Source organism: Duganella zoogloeoides (genome assembly GCF_034479515.1).
GTDB classification, from domain to species: domain Bacteria; phylum Pseudomonadota; class Gammaproteobacteria; order Burkholderiales; family Burkholderiaceae_D; genus Rugamonas; species Rugamonas zoogloeoides.
The window spans coordinates 2818479-2841043 of record NZ_CP140152.1; the positions used below are offsets into that span (position 1 = coordinate 2818479).

The following is a 22565-nucleotide window of genomic DNA, read 5'->3' on the forward strand; positions in this document are numbered from 1 at the left end:
CAGCTGCGGGGATCGCATACTTCTTACTTCGCCGGGGCGTTCGACCCCGGCATTATTTCCAGCTTCACTCCACCGCGTACCGTCCGCAAATTCACCAGTTTCACAGGCTCCAGTGCGTTGGCCGCTTTGCCGTCAGTGGTGACCGCCAGCGCGATGGTGTTCTGACCGTTGGGATTCAGAATGCCCGGCGGCAGCACGAACACCCGTTGCGGGCCGATGTGGGCGATGAATTGGCCCATATTCCAGCCATTCACAAAGATCAGCACGCGATTCTCGCGTTCCGAACGCGGCGTGGTCGTGTCGCCGAATGCCAGTCCCAGTTGCACATCGTGGTCTTTCGGCAGGTCGAGGTCGAACGACGTGCGCAACCAGTAGGTGCCGGCTGCCGGTGGTGCAGCGGTGGGCTTGGCGGCGGCCCAGCCGATTTTGCTGTCCTGCTGCTCCCACAGCGGGCGATACCAGCCTGCGCGCTCGCCGTACAGGCCGCCGTTGTTCATCGGACCGCGCACCACGTCGGCAATCTGCTCGCCGCCGAGGTTGCCCTGGATGCGCCAGGTAATCGGCACGCCGAAACGCTGGCCGCCACGCTTGGTCAGCGACGCGGCGATCAGGCCGCGTGCTTCGCGGTGGTAATCGTCGGCCATCAGGTTCCAGTTGTGCGAATTGTTACGCACCATGACTGCGATGACGTGTTCGCCCTTCGTCAATTTATCGCCGAGCGACAGCTTGACGCTGTCGGTGGTCTCGGGGAACGAGCGGCCCACGTCCATCTCGTCCTGGCCGATGAACTTGCCATCGACCCACACCTGCACCATGCCCGCTCCGCCGGCGCCGTAGAACAGTTCCAGCTGGTTGGTTTTCGGGTCAACAATGTTGACGCGGCCGCGATACCAGACGTCGCCGTGGTGGAAGCCGTAGTCGCTCATCGCCAGCGTCGGCTGGCCACGCTCTGGCATGGTCCAGGTTTGCGCTGCCGAGGCGCGATTATCGACATGGGTCCACTTGCTGTCGTCGAAGCCGGGCTGGGCTTCCAGGCTGTCCATGCGGCGCGACCAGGGCAGGGTGGCCAGGTCGGGCAGCTTGACGGCGGCGGGACCGGCCAGGGTACCTGCCTTGATGCTGCCGTCCGGCTGCGGCGCCAGCGCCAGGTTGTCGCCATTGAAGCTGGCCGAGGTAAAGGCGGGGCCCCACACGGTCAGCTCGCTGGCGGCGGCGGTGTCGCCGGTCAGCGCCAGTTTGCCGTCGGCCAGGGTGGCGGTGCGCACCATGGCTGGCGTCAGCTGCAATACCGTGCCGGCAGGGGTGTTCTGGCTCCAGAACTGCAGGCTGTGCTTGTTATCGGCCAACAGCAGCAACAGCGGCGCCCGGCCACCGCCGGTGATGCGCACGCGCGCCAGGCCGTCGTGGGTATAGGTCAGCTTGAGGTCGCCCGTAGCGGCATCGAAACGCGCTGTCACCTGTCCGGCCAGCACTTCCACCTTCGGTTCGCCCTGGAAGCGCAGCACGGTTTCGCCGGCTTCGCCATCGCGGCCGTGCAGCAGCGCGATGTCGCGCTCGCCGTTGGCAAAGTGGGTCTGGATTTCGGAGGTCGAATACACCAGGTGCTGGCGTCCGAGCTTGTAGTTCGCCAGCAGCATCTTGGCATCCTGGCCGTTCAGGCGCAGCGGCACCTGGTACTTGCCGTCGGCGGTGGCCAGGTCGAACGTAAAGCTGTCGTCGGTGGTCAGGTCGGACGGGCTGTGCACGGCAAACAGCACGTGGGTGCCCAGGTCCGGGTTGATATTGTGATAGACCTTGGCTTTCGGCGACGAGGTGGCGATCTCCGGCCCCTTGTCCATCTTGACCAATGCCTGTTCGGCTGCCTGCACGAACATGCCTTGCTGCTTGAGCGACAGCGCCTTGGCACGCAAGCCGCGGTCTTCCGAGATCGGCGCGCCGTAATCGTACGACGTGTACACCACCGGACCGGCCAGCCAGCCCCACGACGTGCCGCCAAAAGTCATGTACACATTGTGGATGGTAATGCGGTTGATCAGGTTAGTGCCATAGAACACGCGCTGGTAGCCGGTGCCCTGGCGTTCAGCCGTGCAATTATAGGTGCCGTTTGAACCCCAGTAATCGAACCAGCCGCCGCCGAGTTCGGCCGCAAAGCCGGGCGTCTTCGGCGACGACAGCGAGCCGATCTTGGGCGAATTCTTGCCATAGATGCCCCAGTCGGGCGCCTTGTTGGGGCCGGCCGGGCTGGCAAACACGTTGCAGGTTCCGCCCGGGTAGCCGTCGAACGCGTACATGTCGGTGGGGCCGGGATTGGCCCATGGCGCGGTGGAGTTCTTTGGCGTCCAGTCCGGCAGGCGGCCGGCCGAGTTGTGGAAGAACGGCACGCTCAGGCCATCGGCGCGGGCTTTTTTGGCCAGGTGTTCCATCTGGCGTACGTGCTTCGGCTCGACCTTGCCCAGTTCGTTTTCGAGCTGGTAGGCGATCACGTTGCCGCCGCCGGTGGTGGCCTGGTGGCGGGCGATGATGGCGTTAATCTGCGTCATCCATTCATCGACGGCCGCCAGATACACAGGGTCGTCGGTGCGCGCTTCGGCGCGGTTGCGGAACATCCAGCCCGGGTAGCCGCCGCCGGTCAGTTCCGCATTCACGTACGGACCGGTGCGGGCGATCACGTACATGCCTTCTTCTTCGGCGATCTCGAGCGCGCGCTCGACATTGCGGACATTGGAAAAATCGTACACGCCGGGCGCCGACGAGTGATAGCCCCAGTCGAAATAAAAGGCCACGCCATTGAAGCCCAGCGCCTTCATCTTCTGGATCACGTCGCGCCACAGCGACGGGTTGGGCAGGCGGAACGGGTGGATTTCACCGGACCACACCACGATGCGCTTGCCATCGACCAGCATCGAATGCTCGTCCCAGCTGATTTTTTTCGGTTGGCCTTTCGTCTTGGTGGCGGCAGCGAACTGCTTGCCGTCTTCCGCCAGCACGGCAGTCTTGCCCAGCAGGCCGGACACGCCGCCCAGTTCCTGCTGCCTGGTCCAGGTGCGCAGGCCGTCACTGCTGTCGGCGTACCACAGCTTGCCCAGCACGGCGTCGGTAAAGTATGCGCGCCAGTGGCCGTTGGCCAGCTTGACCAGCGACTGGCCGCCTGCCGTGCGGCCCCAGCTCTCGCGGCCGCCGCGGGGGGCAACCGTCCATTGCCCGGCCAGCGTGGTGGAAGTGGCCAGCTCCAGCAACCCGGTTTGATCATCGCGCACCAGCGCGGCATAGCCGTCATCGGTCGCCACCACCACGGCATCGCTGGCGGCGGGCAGGCCGGCGAGCGTGACAGGCGCCGACCATTGCGACAGGTCGGCATTGGCCGTCAGCAGTTGCACAGTGCCGGTGCTGGAAGCGACCACGAGCTTGAGCGCGCCATCCTTGTCGCGCAGCCAGCGCGGGGTGCCGGCGATGCCGGGCAAGTCGCGCACGAACTGCCAGCGCTTCAAATCCCGCGAGCGCGTGAGGGCCAGCGCGCTGCCGGTGGCGTACACCACGTAATAATAGCCGTCGCTGTGCCGCACGATGGCCGGATCGCGCAGGGTGGCATTGCTGCTCTGCTGGTCGGGCTGGAACGCTTCCGAGGCCAGCGATGTGAAGGTCACGCCGTCGGTGGACGAAAACACGCTCAGCGCATTATTCGACGCCAGGTTGACACTGGTCAGCACGAACGCCTGGGCGTTGGCGGCCGCATTGTTGGCGCTGGCGGCAGAGGTGGCAGCATTGGCGGGGCGGTTGGCATCGGAAGCCTGGGGAATACCGAGTTCCTGCGCCATGCAGCTGAGCGCAAGCGACATGCCGCCAAGGGCGGTCAGGCCGGTATGGAGCAACTTGAGGCGGGGGCGGGAAGCGGGGGCGCGACGTCCGGAAAAGCGTGGTGGAATAGTGAGCATGGACCCTGTATCTGATGGTTAAAGATTCCGAGCGCTCATGATAAATGGTTACAGAGGACGAAAAATCTGTCATCCGATCAATTCCTTGAGAGATTCGCCCCGTTTTGAGCGCAAGTCACTATCAAAGAGATAGCCGAAAATCCACGAAAAACGTATTTCCTTCGACCCCGAAAACGCCCGCCGTTGCCAAAAAACCCGCATGGAAACGCGCTTGGTTAATCGTTTTCCAATTTAGTGATGCATTTCCACAACATCGATGCAAAGACTAATGACCGATTGGGCAACTACGTGCATACTAAAAAAACTGGTCCGACCAATTCTAAGATTGGTTTACCAGAAGATTAAACCGATCCAACCAATTTATAAAATCCAGGACGGAGGAGACACATGCATCAATCCACCCCACCACTGCGTCGGGCGACGATGGCAGTTTGCATTTCTGTAGCACTGCTTCAAATGAGCGGCCAGGCCTATGCCCAGACCGCACCGGCCGAAGCCCCTGCACAGGAAGTTCAGGCAGTCGTCGTTACCGGTTCGCTGATCCGCCGTGTTGCGGATGAAGGCGCCACCCCGCTGACCACCATCAAGTCGGCCGAGATGGAAGCGCGCGGCCACACCGAACTGAAAGACCTGGTCCTCGAACAGCCGCAGTCGCTGTCGCTGGGCACCAATACCGGCGCCGCCGGTCCGGTGACCAATTTGCGCGGCCTGGGCCCGATGCGTACCCTGACCCTGCTCAACGGCCGCCGCCTGGCCAACGAGCCGCTGCAGGACCAGTACGTGTCGGTCAACGTGATCCCGCGTATGGCGCTCGACCGCGTGGAAACCCTGTCCGGCGGCGCCGCATCGATCTACGGCGCCGACGCCATCGGCGGCGTGCAGAACTTCTGGACCAAGCGCGGTTACAAGGGCCTGACCCTGAAAGGCGAATTCGCCGCACCGCAAATGCACGGCGGCGGCACCACCAAGTCGTTCGGCGCCATCGGCGGCTTCGGCGACCTGGGCAAGGACGGTTTCAATGCGTACTTCGCCATCGACCACCAGGAGAAATCGGCGCTGATGCAGGGCGATCGTCCCGAACAGCACGACCCGGACACCCTGCGTTCCCTGGGCCTGGGCCTGCTGCCGGAAGGCCGCAACTCGAACCCGCTGGCCAACTTCGGTTTCACCCGCGCCTCGAACTCGAACTACAATCCAAACTACGCCACCGGCTGTAATTCGCCGGCCTCGCTGCCAACCCTGGGGGCGCAAAGTACCGCCGCCACCCCGACCTATGCGCCTGGTTGCTACCGCAATCCGCTGTACTTCAACGCGGTCACCGACGGCAGCAAAATCACCACCATGTCCGGTCGCCTGAGCTTCAACCTGTCCGGCGGTCACAAGATCGACATGGACGTGCTGAACTCCGAGTTCACGGTACAGAAATTCCGTGGCATGCAGACCCCGGCCGCGACCAATCCGTTCACCACCTACTCGATGCCATCGACCAGCCGCTTCTACCCGGGCAACGGCATCACTCCGGCGGTGCGCGTAGTGGGCACCAATGGCGCGACCAGCACGCCAACCATGTACATCGACGCGACCAAGACCCCTGGCACGCCGGTCAACCTGAACATGGCCAACCGTCCGATCTACTTCCAGTGGGGGCCGGCGGAACTCGGTTCGGCCTACCGCAACGACAAGCAGACCAACAAGCGCCTGGTGCTCACCGCCGAAGGCGAAGTGCTGGGCTGGGACTACCGCGCGGGCGCCAACTACGGCGTGGCAGAGCGTAACACCATGGTCGGCGACGGCTACATCCTGTACTCGAAAGCGCAGGACGGCATCAACCGCGGCATCCTCAACCCGTTCGGACCGCAGGACGAAGCCGGCACCGCTTACCTGAAGAGCATCGTCGCCAAGGATTACACGTACCGCCTGAACAAGGCCTACAACAAGAGCATCGACCTGACCCTGTCCAAGGGACTGTTCAAGCTCGGTGGCGGCGACCTGACGCTGGCCGTTTCCGGCGAGCTGCGTGAAGACAGCGCCCGCACGTTCAATGCGCCGCTCGACTACGTGTACAAGAAGGCCGACGGCAGCTACAACATCGATGCGGCCGGCAATGTGCTGCAAAGCGACCTGGTCGGCGAGCTGCCGCAAGGCGTGGCCAAAAAACTCAAGCGCAAGATCTCGTCGATCCTGGCCGAAGTCGATGCGCCGATCACCGACACGTTCCTGCTGAACGCCGCCGTGCGCGCAGACAAGTACGACGATCTCGATCAGACTACGGTCAATCCGAAACTGGCCGCGCGCTGGCAGCCATATCAGCCGCTGGTACTGCGTGGTTCGGTATCGACCGGTTTCCGGGCGCCGTCGATCATGGACATCCAGAACCCGACCGCCGAAGTGCGTACCCAGCAGATGGACGATCCGGTCCTGTGCCCGAGCGCGCAACCAACCGTGGCCGGCAGCGGCACACCGGTGGCCGGCCGTACTCGCGACCAGGTGTGCGACGTATTGACCAGCTACTGGACCAAGTCGCCGAACAACAGCTTCCTGAAACCGGAAAAATCGCGCGGCTTCTCGTACGGCTTCGCACTGGAGCCGATCAAGAACCTGTCCATCACGGTCGATTACTGGGGCCTGAAAATGCGTGACGTGCTGGGCGCCGTGTCAATCGCGGAAATCCAGCAAAATCCGGGCAAATACAGCGACCAGATCATCCGTGGCGCCGACGGCCTGATCGACCATATCGTCGCCAGCCAGGCCAACCGTGGCATGGCCCGCATCCGCGGCGCCGACCTGTCGGCCAACTACCGCTTCCCGAAAACCCAGGTTGGTACGTTCGACGCCAAGCTCGATGGCACCTGGTACCAGAAGAACGAGTTCCAGGGCGAGAAAGACGGCGTCTGGCTGCAAAACGTGGGCGTGATCACCAACGATGGCCGTTACGGCAGCGCTGGTCCTAACGCCGGCCTGGCAGGCCTGCCGCAGATCAATCCACGCTGGAAGCACACGGCGTCGATCGGCTGGGGCTACGGCGACTTCCGCACCACGCTGTCGCACCGCTATAACACCAGCGTGCGCGACCTGACGCCACGTACCGGTTCGACCCTGACCAAGGTCGATGCGTACAGCCAGTTCAACATGAACGTGCGCTACACCGGTATTCCAAAAGCGACCGTCACCTTCGGTGTGAACAACATCACCAAGGAATTCCCGCCACTGACCGCCAACAGCACCTATAGCGGCGGCTACGTGACGAGTATGGCGGACATGCTGGGCCGTGTTTACCGCCTGTCGGTGGAATACAAGTTCTAAGTCATATGAACCAACCGTCTCCACACCAGGGACGGCGCCGTTTGCTGAAGGGGGCGGCCGCCATGGCCGCCGCCTCGGTGGCGGGCGCGCCGTCTGCAGCCAGGACTGCGCCCGCAGATCCCTGGGCTTATGCCCAGGGCATCATCGATCAATTTTCCAAGCCGCTCGATTTCTCGCAGCGCGAAGTTTCTATCACCAGCCACGGCGCCAGGCCTTGCCAGTTGCATGCAGTCGATGGTTTTCCCACCATCGACGCCAAAGGTAAGGTCCTCACGCCCGTTCCCGGTTCCCACGACTGCTATCCCGCGCTGCGCGCTGCGATTGCCGCCGTCCACCAGGTCGGTGGCGGCACCGTGCTGGTGCCCGCCGGCGACTGGTACTGCAAGGGCCCGATCGTGCTGCTGTCGAACGTGCGCGTGCACCTGGCAGCCAGGGCGCGGATACGTTTTTCCGCCGATCCGCGCGATTACGCGCGCGACGGCGACTACGATTGCGGCGCCAACGGCAAGCTGGTGCTCTCGCGCTGGCAGGGCAATGACTGCCTGAATTTCTCGCCGCTCGTGTATGCGCGCGGCCAACGCAATATCGCCATCACCGGCGCCGACTGGACCAGCGAGCTCGATGGACAGGCCGGCGTGCCGTTCGAGGACGGCAGCGGCAACGGCTGGTGGGGCATGAACCCCAAGGGCGCGCGCCAGGGACCGAACCCGGATGCCATGCACCAGGGCCGCAACAATCCGCTCAATCCCGAGTCGCTGGCCGCGTTGGCGCCGGGGCTCGACGCGGCCGTGCTGGCGCGGATCCAGGGCGATGCGCCCGACTGGCGCAGCGATGAAAAATTCCTGCCGGCGCTGTCCGAAGCGGGCGTGCCCATCGAAAAACGTATCTTCGGCCTCGGCCACTACCTGCGCCCGTGCATGGTCGAATTCATCGACTGCGACCATGTGCTGATGCAGGGCTACCAGGTGATCAACACGCCGTTCTGGATCCACCACCCGGTCGATTGCCGCCGCGTGCATTTTTCCAAGGTGCGCATGGAGAGCATCGGTCCGAACTCCGACGGTTTCGATCCGGAATCGTGCGACACCGTGCTGGTGGACGGCTGCTGGTTCAACACCGGCGACGACTGCATCGCCATCAAGGCGGGCAAGAACCTCGATACCAATTACGGCCCCACCCGCAACGTCGTGATCCAGAATTCGGTGATGAACAGCGGTCACGGCGCCGTGACCCTGGGCAGCGAAATGTCGGCCGGGATCGAGCACGTGTACGCCCAGCACCTGGACGTGCGCAACCAGCACTGGCAGACCGACCCGCTCAATACCGTGGTGCGCCTGAAAACCAATATGAATCGCGGCGGCTTCCTGCGCCATTTTTATGTGCGCGATGTCAAACTGCCCAATGGCGTGCGTTTGAAGCCCGGCTTCTACAAGCCGATCCCGGGCGGCCCGGTCAAGGCCGGCACCGTGCCGACGGGCGGCGGCGCCGTGATTACCTTCGATTGCGACTACGCGCCCGCGTTCGACCTGATACGCAGCCGCCCGCCCGAAGTCTCGCACGTGCACATCTCGGATATCCGGGTGGCGGACGTCAAGACTGCCGAGGGCACGTTCGGCTGCTACCAGGCATTCATCGTGCTCGGTCCCGTGGCCCATAGCTACAACGGCCCGGCCGGCAAGCCGATACTGCCGGTCACGGACGTGACGATCAGCGATTGCGACTTCGGCAAGCCGGTCAGCGCCGCGCAGCCGTGGTTCATCCACAACGCAAAAAATATCGCGCTGCGCAACGTCGTCATCGGCGGCAAGCGGTACGACGAGAACCTGTCGGGGTAAAAATGAAGCGACGTGTTTGCATGATGTTGTTGGCTGGCGTGGTCGCTTTCGGACATGTAGGCCATGCAGCCGCCGCGCCTGCGGTGAACCAGTTCGGCGTGACGCAGGCAGCTGGTCCGGTGGAGCGGTGGGGCACGCTCGAACTGTCGTTTACGGGACCTGCCAACGGCAACCCTTTCCTGGAAGTGGAACTGTCGGCCGTATTCCGCCAGGGCGGGCGCGAACAGCTGGTGCCAGGCTTTTACGATGGCGACGGCGTCTATAAAATCCGCTTCATGCCCGATTCCGTGGGCGACTGGACCTACGAAACCCGCTCCGGCGTACCCGCGCTGCACGGCAAGCGCGGCACCTTCACGGCGGTGCAGCCGGCGCCCGGCAACCATGGCCCGGTCGCGGTGCGCAACACGTACCACTTCGGCTATGGCGACGGTACGCCGTTCTGGCAAGTGGGCACCACCAGCTATGCCTGGACCCACCAGAGCGCGGCGCTGCAGGAGCAAACGCTCAAGACCCTGGCCGGGGCGCCGTTCAACAAGATCCGCATGGCGATCTTCCCGAACAACGACGACCAGGTGGCGGGCCAGCATTTTCCGTTCGTCGGCAAGCCGCCGCACGGCTGGGACTTCACCCGCTTCGATCCGGTCTTCTTCCGCAACCTCGACCAGCGCGTGGCGCAACTGCGCGCGCTCGGCATCGAGGCCGATTTGATCCTGTTCCACCCGTACGACAAGGGCCGCTGGGGCTTCGACCGCATGCCGGCCGCCGTCGATGACCGCTACCTGCGGTACGTGGTGGCGCGGCTGTCCGCGTACCGCAACGTGTGGTGGTCGATGGCCAACGAGTACGACTTCCTCACCGAGAAGCGGACCGACGACTGGGACCGTTATTTCCGCATCGTCCAGGCCGCCGATCCGTACAACCACCTGCGCTCGATCCACAACGCGTTCCGCTTCTATGACCACAGCAAGCCGTGGGTCACGCACGTGAGCATCCAGCACGGCGCGGCAACGGAAGACCCGGAGCGCGCGGTGCTGTTCCGCGACGTCTATCACAAGCCGGTGGTGTTCGACGAAGTGAAGTACGAAGGCAACTGGACCAAGCGCTGGGGACAGCTGACACCGGAAGAAATGGTGCTGCGCTTCTGGAACGGTGCGGTGGCCGGCACCTACGTGGGCCACAGCGAGATCTACACCGACACCAGCGGCAAGGGCGAGATCTGGCTGGGCAAGGGCGGCGTGCTGCGCGGCCAGAGCGCGCCCCGGCTGGCGTTCTTCCACAAGATCCTGGCCGACAGCCCGGCCGAGGGCCTGGAACCGATCGACAAGTGGCAGGAGCATCCGTTCGCCGGCAAGCATGGCGAGTATTATCTCGGTTACTTCAACCGCGCGCAGCCGACCACCTGGCCGTTCGCCTTGTTCAAGACCGGCTTGAAGGACGGCATGCGCTTCAAGGTCGAAGTGATCGATACGTGGAACATGACGGTCGCGCCGGTTGAAGGCGTGTTCGAGATCAAAAAGCGCGACGACTATATGTTCGCCGACAAGGATGGCCGCAGCATCGCGCTGCCGGGCCGTCCGTACATGGCGCTGCGCATCGTGCGCGTGCCTTAGGAGTGTTGTTAATGAAACGATGTGTGCTGGCTGCGGCCATGGCGGTGGTGCTGGCGGCGGTCTCCGCCCACGCCGAGGTGATCGGCAAGATGGAGACCCCGCAAGCGTTGAGCGAAGCCCGGCTCGCCGTGTTGTCCGTGCCCGAGCGCGCCGTGTGGCAGGCCTACCTGGAGCGCTCGCGCAGCCTGATGGCGGCCGACAAGGCAGCGCTGGCCGCCGAACGCGCAACGCTTCCGCTGTGGCAGGTGGCAGCAGCAACGCACCCGCCGCAGGGCAACGGCATGCCGCTCAAGAATCCGGGGCCCTGGTATGGTTCCGCCGAGGCGCTGCGCGTGGCCGACAACATCGTCAGCTACCAGACCCCGGCCGGCGGCTGGGGTAAAAACGTCAACCGCAGCGAACCGCCGCGCCAGAAGGGTGAAGCGTATGTCCACAGCGACGGCGGCAAGCTGGAAGGCTGGTCGTACGTCGGCACCATCGACAACGATGCCACCATTACCGAATTGCGCTTCCTGGCGCGGGTGATCGCCAGCGGAGGTGGTGCCGGCAAACCTGAATATACCGCGGCCTTCGTGCGCGGCATGGAATACCTGTTTACTGCCCAGTATCCGAACGGCGGCTTCCCGCAAGTGTATCCGCTGGCTGGCGGCTACCACGACGCCATCACCTACAACGACAACGCGCTGGCCAACGTCACCGACCTGCTGGAAGACGTGGCATTGCGCAAAGGCGACTACAGCTTTGTCCCGCCGCAGCTGGCAGCGCGCGCGGCGCAATCGCGCGACCAGGCCGAGCAGGTGATCATCGCCAGCCAGATCCGGGTCGATGGCGTGCTCACCGCCTGGTGCCAGCAGCACGACGCGGTGACGCTCGCCCCGGTCGGCGCCCGCAACTTCGAGCCGATCGCGCTCACCAGCGTGGAAAGCGCGCGACTTCTCAACGTGCTGATGCGCGACCCGGCGCCCAGTCCGGCCATCGTCAACGCGGTGGATGCCGGCGCGGCCTGGCTCAAACGCGCCGCCATCCATGACCAGGAATGGGTGCGCAGCAAGGACAGTGCTGGCCTCAAGCCCAAAGCCGGCGCCGGCCCGCTATGGGCGCGCCTGTACGACATTGCCACCATGCGCCCGATCTTCGGCGACCGCGACCGCACCATCCACACCGACGTCAACGAACTCTCGCCCGAGCGCCGCGCCGGTTACGCGTGGTATGTCAATAACCCGGCATCGACGCTGGACAAGTACGCGAAGTGGGCGCGCAAGTATTCGGCGGCAGCCAAATAACGAGGTTTATTGATGAAGGAGTTTCATAAGGTCATCAAATATTCATGACGTTTTACGCATGAATTAGCATTTAGCATGCAGGCTCTCCGCATTGTGCAATTCAAAGGATCCTGTCATGACTATCGAAGCCTGCTGCGCCCACTCGGGCGTCTTCTTACCTGAGTCCCTCAACTTCATCACGCCGGCGGCTTGATGCGGGCGCAAAACACCTCTGCCTGGGGCGCGGTGCTGGCCATGTCGTTGGGCGCCTTCGCACTGGTGGCATCCGAATTCATGCCGGTCAGCCTGCTCACGCCGATCGCCGCCGACCTGCAGATCACCGAAGGGCAGGCCGGCCAGGCGATCGCCATTTCCGGCGCCTTTGCCTTGCTCACCAGCCTGTTCATCTCCGGCATGGCCGGCAAAATGGATCGCAAGATCCTGCTGCTGGCCATGTCGATGCTGATGATCGTCTCCGGCACCGTGGTGGCGTTTGCGCCGAACTACCTGGTCTTCATGGTGGGCCGCGCGCTGATCGGTGTGGCCATCGGCGGTTTCTGGTCGCTGTCGGCAGCAACCGTGATGCGGCTGGTAGAACCCGCGAAAATCCCGCGCGCGCTGGCCATCCTCAACGGCGGCAATGCGCTGGCCACCGTGATCGCGGCGCCCGCCGGCAGTTTTCTCGGTTCCCTGATCGGCTGGCGCGGCGCCTTCCTGTGCGTGATCCCGGTCGCGCTCATCGCGTTCGTGTGGAAGCTGGCCACGCTGCCGCCCATGCACAACGACACCAACGCCAGACCGGCCAGCCTGCCAGCGCTGCTCAAACGGCCCGAAGTGGCGCTGGGCATGGTTGCCGTGAGCCTGTTCTTCATGGGGCAATTCGCGCTGTTTACGTACCTGCGGCCGTTCCTGGAAACCGTGACCCACGCCAGCGTCTCCACCCTGTCGCTGCTGTTGCTGGTCCTGGGTGTGGCCGGCTTTGCCGGTACCGCGCTGATCGGCGGCCTGCTGGACAACCACCTGTACCGCACCCTGGTCGCGATCCCGCTGCTGATGGCGGCGATCGCCCTGGGGTTGATGACGTTTGGCGCGTCGGTGGCCGCCACTGCCGTGCTGCTGGCTTTGTGGGGCCTGCTGGCCACGTCGGCGCCGGTGGGCTGGTGGACCTGGCTGGCCCGGACCTTGCCGCATGATGCCGAGGCGGGCGGCGGCCTGATGGTGGCCGTGGTGCAGCTGGCGATCATGCTCGGCGCCATGGTGGGCGGCCTGGTATTTGACGTCGGCGGCTATCGCGGTACGTTCGAACTGGCGGCAGTAGTGCTGGTGGCGGCAAGTGGCGTTTCCCTGCTGGCGGCACGCGCCGGCGCTAAAACTTCGGTGGCCCTGGCTACTACTCTTAAATAAACAAGGACGACCATGCATAATCAAGACATCGACAACACCCGGCGCGGGATCCTGATCGGCGGCGCCCTCACGGCCACCGCCGCCGCACTGCCGGCCATGGCGGCCGGGCAGGGCGCCGCCTCAGCACTCACAGGCACCGCTGGCATCGATGCCACCACCCCGGCGCCGGTGCAGTCCACCGTCACCATGCGCATCAACGGCAAGCCGCACACCCTCTCGCTCGACACCCGCACCACCTTGCTCGACGCGCTGCGCGAGCACCTGCACCTGACCGGCACCAAGAAAGGCTGCGACCACGGCCAGTGCGGCGCCTGCACGGTACTCGTCGATGGCCGCCGCATCAACTCCTGCCTGACGCTGGCGGTGATGCACGAAGGCGCCGAGGTCGCCACCATCGAAGGTCTGGGTGCGCCGGACCGGCTGCACCCGATGCAGGCGGCGTTCGTCAAACATGACGGTTTCCAGTGCGGCTACTGTACCCCGGGCCAGATCTGCTCGGCGGTGGCGATGCTTGATGAGATCAAACGCGGCGTGCCAAGCCATGTCACCGGCGACCTGACCGCCCAGCCCTTGCTGTCGGCAGCCGAACTGCGTGAACGCATGAGCGGCAATCTATGCCGCTGCGGCGCCTATTCCAACATCATCGACGCCATCACCGAGGTGGCCGGGAGCCGCGCATGAGAGCCTTTACCGATCAACTAGCGTCCATGATGTCGATGGCGGGGAGTATTTCATGAGAGCCTTTACCTATCAACGTGCCGCCACAGTTGCCGAAGCGGCGGCAGTCGCGGCCCGCACACCCGGCGCCCGCTTCATCGCGGGCGGCACCAACCTGCTCGACCTGATGAAGCTCGAGATCGAAACGCCAACGCACCTGGTGGACGTGAACGGCCTGGGCCTGGACCGCATCGACGCCACGCCGGACGGCGGCTTGCGCATCGGCGCGCTGGTACGCAATACCGACCTGGCGGCCGACACCACCGTGCGCCGCGATTACGGCGTGCTGTCGCGCGCCTTGCTGGCGGGCGCCAGCGCCCAGCTGCGCAACAAGGCCACTACGGCTGGCAACCTCCTGCAACGCACGCGCTGCCCGTACTTCTACGACACCAACCAGGCCTGCAACAAGCGCACACCCGGCGCCGGCTGCGCCGCCATCGGCGGTTTTACGCGCGGCCACGCCATCGTGGGGCAGAGCGACGCCTGCATCGCCACGCACCCGAGCGACATGGCGGTGGCCATGCGCCTGCTTGACGCCGTGGTGGAAACGGTGAACCCGGACGGCGCCAAGCGCGCGATTCCCATCGCCGACTTCTATCGCCTGCCCGGCAACACGCCCAACCTGGACACCAACCTGCGCCCGGCGGAACTGATCACCGCCGTCACGCTACCCAAGCCGCTCGGCGGACGCCACGTGTACCGCAAGGTGCGCGACCGCGCCTCGTACGCGTTCGCGCTGGTCTCGGTAGCGGCCGTGGTGCAGCCAGACGGCACCGGCCGCGTGGCCGTGGGCGGCGTGGCGCACCAGCCGTGGCGCGTGCCGGCGGCCGACGCCGCACTGCCGCAGGGCGGCCAGGCCGCGACGACGCTGTTGCTGGCCGGCGCCCGCACCACCGAGGAAAACGCCTTCAAGGTCGTGCTGGTGCAACGCACGCTCGACGCCATCGTGAAAGGATAAGACATGAAATTCACCAAGCCGGCAAGCATCAATCCCATCGACCAGCTCAAGGTGGTGGGCAAGCCCCTGGACCGGATCGACGGTCCGCTCAAAGTCACCGGCACCGCGCCGTACGCGTACGAACAGCACGCAGCGGCGCCGAACGCCGTCTACGGCTATGTGATCGGCGCCAGCATCCCCAAGGGGCGCATCAAGGGTATCGACAGCACCGCCGCCAACCGCGCGCCGGGCGTGCTGACCATTGTCACGCACGAGAGTGCGGGCAAACTGGGCAAAGGCAATTTCAACACCGCCCACCTGCTGGCCGGACCCGACGTGCAGCATTATCACCAGGCCGTGGCCTTGGTGGTGGCCGAGACCTTCGAGCAGGCGCGTGCTGCCGCCGCGCTGGTGCGCGTCGATTACGAGGCTGCGCCGGGAGCGTTCGACCTCAAGGCAGCGATGGCCCGGGCCAGGCCGGTCAAGTCCGGCGACAGGGACGAAGACCGCACCGGCGACTTCGAAGGCGCGTACGCCAATGCCCCGGTCAAGCTCGACGCCACCTACACCACGCCCGATCACACCCATGCGATGATGGAGCCGTTCGCATCGATCGCATCGTGGCAAGGTGACCAGCTCACGGTATGGATCTCGAACCAGATGATAGCCTGGACCCGCACCGACCTGGCCACCACGCTGGGCATCCCCAAGGACAAGGTGCGATTGATTTCGCCTTACATCGGCGGCGGCTTCGGCGGCAAGCTCTTCCTGCGCAGCGAAACCGTGCTGGCCGCGCTGGCCGCCAGGTTCGTCAAGCGCCCGGTGAAGGTGACGCTGCAACGCCCGCTCATCGCCAACAACACCACGCACCGCCCGGCCACCATCCAGCGCATCCGCATCGGGGCCTCGCGCGAGGGCCGCATTACCGCCATCGCCCACGAGAGCTGGTCGGGCGACCTGGAAGGCGGCGGGCCGGAAACGGCGGTGGCGCAAACGCGCCTGCTGTACGCCGGTGCTAACCGCCTGACCCGCATGATGCTGGCCACGCTCGATCTGCCGGAAGGCAATGCCATGCGCGCGCCGGGCGAGGCGCCGGGCCTGATGGCGCTGGAAGTGGCCATCGACGAACTGGCGGAAAAACTCAGGATGGACCCGGTAACGTTCCGCGTCCTCAACGACACCACGGTCGATCCCGAGCAGCGTGGCCGCAAGTTCTCGCAGCGCCGCCTGGTGGAGTGCCTGCGCCAGGGCGCGCGCAAGTTCGGCTGGGACCAGCGCGCCGCGCAGCCGGGTACGCGCCGCGACGGCCGCTGGCTGGTGGGCATGGGCGTGGCCTCGGCCTTCCGCAACAACATCGTGATGACGTCCGGCGCGCGCGTACGGCTGGAGCAGGGAGGCACGGTGACGGTGGAAACCGACATGACCGACATCGGCACCGGCAGTTACACCATCATCGCCCAGACGGCGGCAGAAATGCTAGGCCTGCCGGTCGAGCGCGTAACGGTGCGCCTGGGCGACTCGTCGTTCCCGGTGTCATCCGGCTCGGGCGGGCAGTGGGGCGCCAACAGCGCCACGGCCGGCGTGTATGCAGCGTGCGTGAAGCTGCGCGAACAGATTGCGCGCCAGGCCGGCCTCGATCCGGTCGCCGCCGAATTTGCCGACGGCCAGGTGCACGTCGGCGCCAAGAAGGTGGCGCTGTCCGACGTGGCAGCCCCGGGTGCGATCACGGCGGAAGACGCGATCGAATTCGGTGATCTCGGCAAAAAATTCCAGCAATCGACTTTCGGGGCGCACTTCGTGGAAGTGGGCGTGGACCTGGCGACCGCCGAAGTGCGGGTGCGGCGCATGCTGGCCGTGTGCGCGGCGGGCCGCATCCTCAACCCCAAGACCGCGCGCAGCCAGCTGATCGGCGCCATGACCATGGGCGTGGGCGGGGCGTTGATGGAGCACCTGGTGGTGGACAAGCGCCTGGGCTTTTTCGTCAATCACGACCTGGCCGGGTACGAGGTGCCGGTGCATGCCGACATTCCGCACCAGGAGGTGGTTTTCCTCGACGAGAACGACCCGATGTCGTCGCCGATGAAAGCCAAGGGTGTCGGTGAGTTGGGCCTGTGCGGCGTAGGGGCGGCGGTGGCCAATGCCATCCACAATGCCACGGGCATCCGCGTGCGCGACTATCCGCTCACGCTGGATAAACTGATTGCGCAAATGCCGGCGGCGTACTGACCGCTGTACTGACCGCTGTACTGACACATGTAGAAACGATTACGGGGCTGCGGCCCCGTCTTCAATTCTTCAATCGGATCGCCTCGATCACCAGTGACAGGGCCCGCGAGGACTGCCGCCGGCTCGGATAATAGGCGTGCAGTCCTTCGAAGTTCGGACAGCAGTCCTCCATCACCGACACCAGGCGGCCAGCCGCGATATGTTCGTCCACCAGGTCGCCGGGCAGGAAGGCCAGGCCGCAGCCGGCCAGTGCCGCGTCGCGCATCGGATACACGCTGGTAAATACGGCTTGGCCGCGCACGCGCGCTTCCACGGGCTTGCCGTGTTCGCACAATTCCCACGCATACAAGCCGCCGCTGCCGGCAAAGCGCAGTGCGATGCAGTTCTGCTTCAGCAGATCTGCGATCGTGTTCGGCTTGCTGTGCCAGGCGAAGTACGACGGCGAGCCGACGATGCGCATCGGAATATCGGGCGTGAGGCGCACGGCGATCATGTCCTTTTCTACCTGGTCGCCGTGGCGCACGCCGATGTCGTAGCGCTCGGCAGCGATATCGACCAGCCGGTAGTCCGAGTTGATTTCCACGTGCAGGTCCGGGTATAGCGGCAACAGCGGCGCGATGCGCGGTAACAGGATCGTATCGACCACCAGGTCGATGGCGGTGATGCGGATGGTGCCGGCCGGCTTGTCGCCAAGGTCGGTGACGGCCGCGATCTCCGCCTCGATTTCCTCCAGGCGCGGCGCCACATTGAGCAGCAGCCGCTCGCCAGCTTCGGTAGGGGAGACGCTGCGCGTGGTGCGCGTCAGCAGGCGCACGCCCAGGCGTTCTTCCAGCGAACGGATGATATGGCTGAGCGCCGATTGCGTCATGCCGAGCTTGGCGGCTGCCCGCGTAAAACTGCGCTCGCGCGCGACGGCGAAAAAGACGAGAATGTCGCTGATATTGTCGCGTGCCATGGTCGATGCGGTGGTTGCAAAGACTCGATGATACAGCAAGTGCTTGCTTGGGATTGAATAGTATTACATAATACGTGGTATGTAATACGTTATTTTATCGGGAGTCATGCATGGCACGTACCGGATTGTCGAAAGAAGAGGTGGCGCACGCTCGCGCCGGTTTGCTGGCGCAAGGCCAGTACCCGTCGGTGGATGCGGTACGCGTGGCGTTGGGCAATACTGGCTCCAAGACCACGATCCACAAATATTTGAAAGAGCTCGATGAAGAGCAGGGCAGTGCTATCGCGGCTGGCGGGCGCCCATCGACTATCAGCGATGTCCTGCACGACCTGGTGGAGCGGCTGGCGGCGCGGCTGCGCCAGGAGTCGGACGACCAGCTCGATCTCGCGCGCGCGGAACTGGCCGAGAAAGAGCTGCAACTGGCGCACGCAAATCGGCAGATGGAAAGCGAATTGCGCACCACGCGCGAACAGGAGGCACGGCTGCAAACCGAGTTGCGCCAGCAGCGGCTGGCCTTCAACATCAAGCAGGACGAACTGGCGCAACTGAGCAAGGAAAGCAGCCGCATCGCGACCGAGCTGGCGCACACCCAGCAATCGCTGTACGAACAGCTGACCAACGCCCGCAAGCTCGAACAGAAAGTCGAGCAACTGCAGGCGCAGCAACGTCACACGGGCGACCTGGAACGGCAGCTGGCCACGAGCATCGCCCACAACGAGCGCCTGGGCGAGCAGGTGGCGGCGATGGAATCGGCCCTAGCGCCAGCGCAGGCGCGAGCCCGCGAACTGGAACTGCTGCTGGCGCAGGCCGAAGCACGCGCGCAGGTCCAGGAGCAGATGGGGGAGCAGTTGCGAGCCTACCTGGACCGGATGGCGGCGCCGAAGTAGGGCCTAGATGTAATGGAGCTCCGGGGCCGGTGGCGGCGCGGTCAACGCGACCAGCAGCGCCTCGATGTCGCGCCGTACATCTTCTGTCGGCGGTATGCCCTGGTAGCGCAGGGTGTGGTATCCGGCGTTGCGTAGCATGGTGTCCCGATCCGCGTCGGCCGCTCGCTTGTTCCAGTGCGACCGGTCATCAAGTTCGACGACCGCGATCGGCGTCAGTTGCCGCGAGCAGATAACGAAATCCGCCACCTTGCGGTCGAAACGGTTACGATGAGTTTGTTCGTCGGTGGTGATCAGGGCGGAAAACGCCACTTGGGCCAGTACCACGCACTCGGGCAGCGCGGTGGAAAGCGTGCTGAACATCTGTTCTTCGAACGGCGTCAGTGGGCGTCGGGCGCGTACCGGTATGCTGCTCAGCGGTGGCGGTGATGACGGTGGCAGATCCCGGACCGGGGGAGCGAAAACTGGCAGCGGCGTCGGACGCTCCTGGCGTTGCTGATTTCGCTGACGCCGTTTGTGCGCCGAGAGACGTGCTCTGATAAATGACAGCACTGCATAGAGCGCTAGGGCTGGCAAACCGTACTGAATAAATGCGGTGAACAATGGTTGCGCAATGCTCGCCACTAGCGGGTCTTGAAGTACGGGGGATGTCATACCCACAGCATAACGCCATTATTTCTCGATGGCAACTACCTTGACATTTGGCTACCCTCGCGCTCAATCAGCCGGGCGATATCCTCGAACCGCATCCCCTCGCAACTGACCGCCATCCCACCGTCAAACACCGGCTGCGCCAGCTTGGTTAGCACGCTGCCGCTCGGCATTTCCACGGCCAGCCGCGCGCCGCGTTCCCACGCGTGGCGCACGCTATCGTGCCAGAGCACCGGTCGCGCCATGTTGCGGGCCAGGTCGGCGCCGATGGCGGCGCCGTCAAATAGCGCCCCCGCCGCGCTGCCGCTGATGTACGTCATGCGCGGACGGCGCAACGGCACGCCAGCCATCGCCGCTGCCAGTTCCATCGCCTGCCGGTCGAATAATTCGCAATGCGACGGCACGCTTACCGCCAGCCGCTCGGTCTTGGCGCCCGAGCTGCCGGTCTGCACCAGCGCGGCTACTGCCGCCATGGCCTGGTCGGCACCGGCGATGACTAACTGGCGCGGGCCGTTCAGGTTGGCCAGGTACACGGGCGTTTCCATGCTGTGCACTTGCGCTATCAGCGGCGTGAGCTGGGCTTCCAACAGGCCCGATACCGCCGTCATGCCAAAGCCGGCCGGATAGGCATCTTCCATCGACTGTGCACGCTGGCGCACCAGCCGCACGGCGTCGGCAAAGTCCAGCACACCGGCAGTGACGGCGGCCGGATAGGCGCCGATCGACAGCCCTGCCACCATCGTCGGTTGTGCGCCGAGAACGGCCAGGTAGCGCGCGGCAGCCACGCCAGCCACCAGCAGGCACAGTTGCACGGGAACGGTGGAGCGCAGCGCTTCGACGGTGTCGAGCAACAACACGTCGCTGCGCAGCGCCGCCGATGCCTCGGCCAGCGTGTTACCCACCGCCGCGTGCACGGGCAGTGCGTGCAGCATGCCGGGCTTTTGCGCGCCCTGGCCGGGGAAGGTGAACAGCACGCTCATGCTGCCTCGCGCTGCGCGTCTGTCATGCGCCACGGATCGGCGACCAGCACAGGCCCGTGCGCGGTCTTGAGCAGCAGCCGGCCGCCGCGCGCGTATTCGTTGAGGGCGAAACCGCCCAGGCCCGTATCCACCTGGATATCGACCCGGCACGCCTGCTGGTCCTGCAACCGCAGCAAGCGGTCGATGATCCAGGCCGGCAGCGTTTCCGGTGCGCGCACCAGCAGATCGAGGTCGCTGTCCGCGTGCAGCACCGGCAGGCCGGACGCCAGGTAAAAGCCGGCGCCGCCGGTAGGGCCCCACGCCAGGCCCAGGTCTTTCAGGCGCGGCGCCATGGCGGCCAGCGCGCGCAGCGGCGGCAGGACCGACTGGCACTCGTCCGAACGCACCGCGCGCAGATGCAGGCGCGCCAGCATCTCTGGCGTGACGCAGCGGGCCACGGCATCGCGCTGCACATAACCCTTGCAGCGCTGGCTGCGCGTGAGGCCGCGTGCGCCCACCGGCAGCAGGCTGCCAGGCGCCGCCTCGCGCCGCACCACCAGCGGCGCTTGCATGAGCCACGCCGCGTCGAGCCACCCGGGCCAGGCACCTCCCGTGTCGAAACGGTCGGGTAAGCGCACGAACAGCAGGTCGTGCGGACGGCAGGGCAGGCTTTTCATGCGTTATCCAACAATGGCGCGGGTGGCAAAGAATAACAGCGATGGACCGAGCAGGCAGCCCAGTCCCGTGTGGAACGTGGCCACCAGCGCGCCATACGGCACCAGCCTGCGGTCGGTGGCCGCGAGGCCGGCCGAGACGCCGGACACGGTGCCGGCCAGGCCGCCGAACACCATCGCCGAACGCGGCGTGCGCAAGCCGAGGAACTTGGCGGCGGCCGGCGTGGCCACCATCACCAGGATGGCCTTGATCAGGCCGGCGGCAATACTCAGCGCCATCACGTCCGACGTGGCGCCAATGGCAGCCCCGGTGACCGGGCCGACGATATACGTGACCGCGCCGGCGCCGATAGTGGTGATGCTGACCGCATCGCGATAACCGAACGCGTAGGCCACGCCAGCGCCCACGATAAACGGCAGGAAAGTGCCCAGCAACAACGCCGCCACGCCGACCATGCCGGCCTTTTTCGCTTCCACCACTTGCACTTCGAACGCGGTGGCGACAATCGCGAAGTCGCGCAGCATGGCGCCGCCCATCAGGCCCACGCCGGCAAACAGCGAGACGTCGGCCAGGCCCTTGGTGCCGCCGGTCTGCACGCCGCCCCAGTAGGCCAGCCCAAGGCCGATCACGATGGCGATGGCGGAGCCGTGCACGCGTCCCATGGTCAAGTGGCGCGAGAGTTTCATGGAGATCAGCATCACCAGGCCCACCAGTGCAAATGCGGTGACCAGGCCGTTGTGGCGGGCGGTTCCTTCGAGTAGTTCGAGCATGACGATCTCCTTAGCGCACGGTGGCAGGGGTTGGCACTTCCAGCGGCGGCAAAGCCGTTCCTTCAACCTTTTCGCCGCGGTTGATCAGCGCGATCACGCAGGCGCACACCACCACGCTGCCGACGGCCGCCAGCAGTGCGACCGGGCCGCCGCGCAGCGCGGTCAGCACATTCTGTTGCGCGGCCATGGCGACCACGACCGGGATATACATCGCGCCCCAGAAGGCCACGCCCATTTCGGTCTGCTCGGGCATCCAGCCCTTCTTGTGCATCCACAGCCGGGCGCAGATGAGCAATATCATCGCAATGCCGACGCCGCCGACATTGGTCTTGGCGCCGATCAGGGTGCCCAGCAGGTCGCCGAGGAAGATTCCCAGCAGGTGGCAGATCGCCAGTAAAGCGGTTCCGTAGATAATCATGATTGTGTCTCCAACTCGTTTCAACTC

At 65.0% G+C, this 22565-nt stretch carries 16 protein-coding genes; 9 read left to right on the forward strand and 7 right to left on the reverse strand.

Annotated elements, in window-relative coordinates; all coding sequences use genetic code 11:
* Positions 1-23: 23 nt before the first annotated feature.
* Positions 24-3932 carry a beta-galactosidase gene (locus SR858_RS12520; protein WP_084669888.1) on the reverse strand — a complete coding sequence of 1303 codons (3909 nt, stop codon included), beginning with the start codon at positions 3930-3932 and terminating at the stop codon, positions 24-26.
* A gap of 456 nt (positions 3933-4388) precedes the next feature.
* On the opposite strand from SR858_RS12520, the gene SR858_RS12525 reads away from it, so the two are divergent.
* The 8 genes from SR858_RS12525 (at position 4389) to paoC (ending at position 17226) form a co-directional block, all read left to right on the forward strand.
* Positions 4389-7235, forward strand: coding sequence for a TonB-dependent receptor domain-containing protein (locus tag SR858_RS12525; RefSeq protein WP_019921131.1), 2847 nt, complete (start codon positions 4389-4391; stop codon positions 7233-7235).
* A gap of 5 nt (positions 7236-7240) precedes the next feature.
* Positions 7241-9070, forward strand: a complete 1830-nt coding sequence (locus tag SR858_RS12530; RefSeq protein ID WP_026637159.1) for a glycoside hydrolase family 28 protein — start codon at positions 7241-7243, stop codon at positions 9068-9070.
* 2 nt (positions 9071-9072) lie between these two features.
* Positions 9073-10680: a DUF5060 domain-containing protein gene (locus SR858_RS12535; RefSeq protein ID WP_322534581.1), complete on the forward strand. Its 1608-nt coding sequence runs from the start codon at positions 9073-9075 to the stop codon at positions 10678-10680.
* Positions 10681-10691: 11 nt separating this feature from the next.
* Positions 10692-11963, forward strand: a complete 1272-nt coding sequence (gene pelA / locus SR858_RS12540) for a pectate lyase (RefSeq protein WP_026637160.1) — start codon at positions 10692-10694, stop codon at positions 11961-11963.
* A 192-nt stretch (positions 11964-12155) separates the two neighbouring features.
* Positions 12156-13346: an MFS transporter gene (locus SR858_RS12545; RefSeq protein ID WP_019921135.1), complete on the forward strand. Its 1191-nt coding sequence runs from the start codon at positions 12156-12158 to the stop codon at positions 13344-13346.
* Between the two features lie 12 nt (positions 13347-13358).
* Positions 13359-14027, forward strand: a complete 669-nt coding sequence (paoA, locus tag SR858_RS12550; protein ID WP_019921136.1) for an aldehyde dehydrogenase iron-sulfur subunit PaoA — start codon at positions 13359-13361, stop codon at positions 14025-14027.
* A gap of 52 nt (positions 14028-14079) precedes the next feature.
* Positions 14080-15021 carry an FAD binding domain-containing protein gene (locus SR858_RS12555; protein WP_019921137.1) on the forward strand — a complete coding sequence of 314 codons (942 nt, stop codon included), beginning with the start codon at positions 14080-14082 and terminating at the stop codon, positions 15019-15021.
* Positions 15022-15024: 3 nt separating this feature from the next.
* On the forward strand, positions 15025-17226 hold the full coding sequence (gene paoC, locus SR858_RS12560; protein ID WP_019921138.1) for an aldehyde oxidoreductase molybdenum-binding subunit PaoC: 2202 nt from the start codon (positions 15025-15027) through the stop codon (positions 17224-17226).
* A gap of 61 nt (positions 17227-17287) precedes the next feature.
* Here the strand turns inward: paoC and SR858_RS12565 are convergent, their stop codons facing one another.
* Complete coding sequence (locus tag SR858_RS12565; protein WP_019921139.1) at positions 17288-18181, reverse strand: LysR family transcriptional regulator; 894 nt, start codon at positions 18179-18181, stop codon at positions 17288-17290.
* A 110-nt stretch (positions 18182-18291) separates the two neighbouring features.
* Here SR858_RS12565 and SR858_RS12570 point away from each other — a divergent pair, with 110 nt between their 5' ends.
* Positions 18292-19068: a DNA-binding protein gene (locus tag SR858_RS12570; protein ID WP_084669892.1), complete on the forward strand. Its 777-nt coding sequence runs from the start codon at positions 18292-18294 to the stop codon at positions 19066-19068.
* A gap of 3 nt (positions 19069-19071) precedes the next feature.
* On the opposite strand, the gene SR858_RS12575 is transcribed toward SR858_RS12570, so the two are convergent.
* From SR858_RS12575 to madL, 5 genes are read right to left on the reverse strand one after another with little or no spacing between them, the layout of a single operon-like run.
* Positions 19072-19719, reverse strand: a complete 648-nt coding sequence (locus SR858_RS12575) for a DUF2726 domain-containing protein (RefSeq protein WP_084669893.1) — start codon at positions 19717-19719, stop codon at positions 19072-19074.
* A gap of 35 nt (positions 19720-19754) precedes the next feature.
* On the reverse strand, positions 19755-20696 hold the full coding sequence (gene mdcH, locus SR858_RS12580) for a malonate decarboxylase subunit epsilon (protein ID WP_019921142.1): 942 nt from the start codon (positions 20694-20696) through the stop codon (positions 19755-19757).
* Entirely contained in the window at positions 20693-21352 is a 660-nt protein-coding gene (locus tag SR858_RS12585; RefSeq protein WP_019921143.1) for a malonate decarboxylase holo-ACP synthase, read from the reverse strand. Before SR858_RS12585 ends, mdcH begins: the two co-directional genes overlap by 4 nt.
* Positions 21353-21355: 3 nt before the next feature.
* The gene (gene madM, locus SR858_RS12590; RefSeq protein WP_019921144.1) at positions 21356-22120 is read right to left on the reverse strand and encodes a malonate transporter subunit MadM; all 765 of its coding nucleotides are present in this window, start codon (positions 22118-22120) and stop codon (positions 21356-21358) included.
* Positions 22121-22130: 10 nt separating this feature from the next.
* Positions 22131-22538, reverse strand: coding sequence for a malonate transporter subunit MadL (gene madL / locus SR858_RS12595; RefSeq protein ID WP_019921145.1), 408 nt, complete (start codon positions 22536-22538; stop codon positions 22131-22133).
* Positions 22539-22565 lie beyond the last annotated feature (27 nt).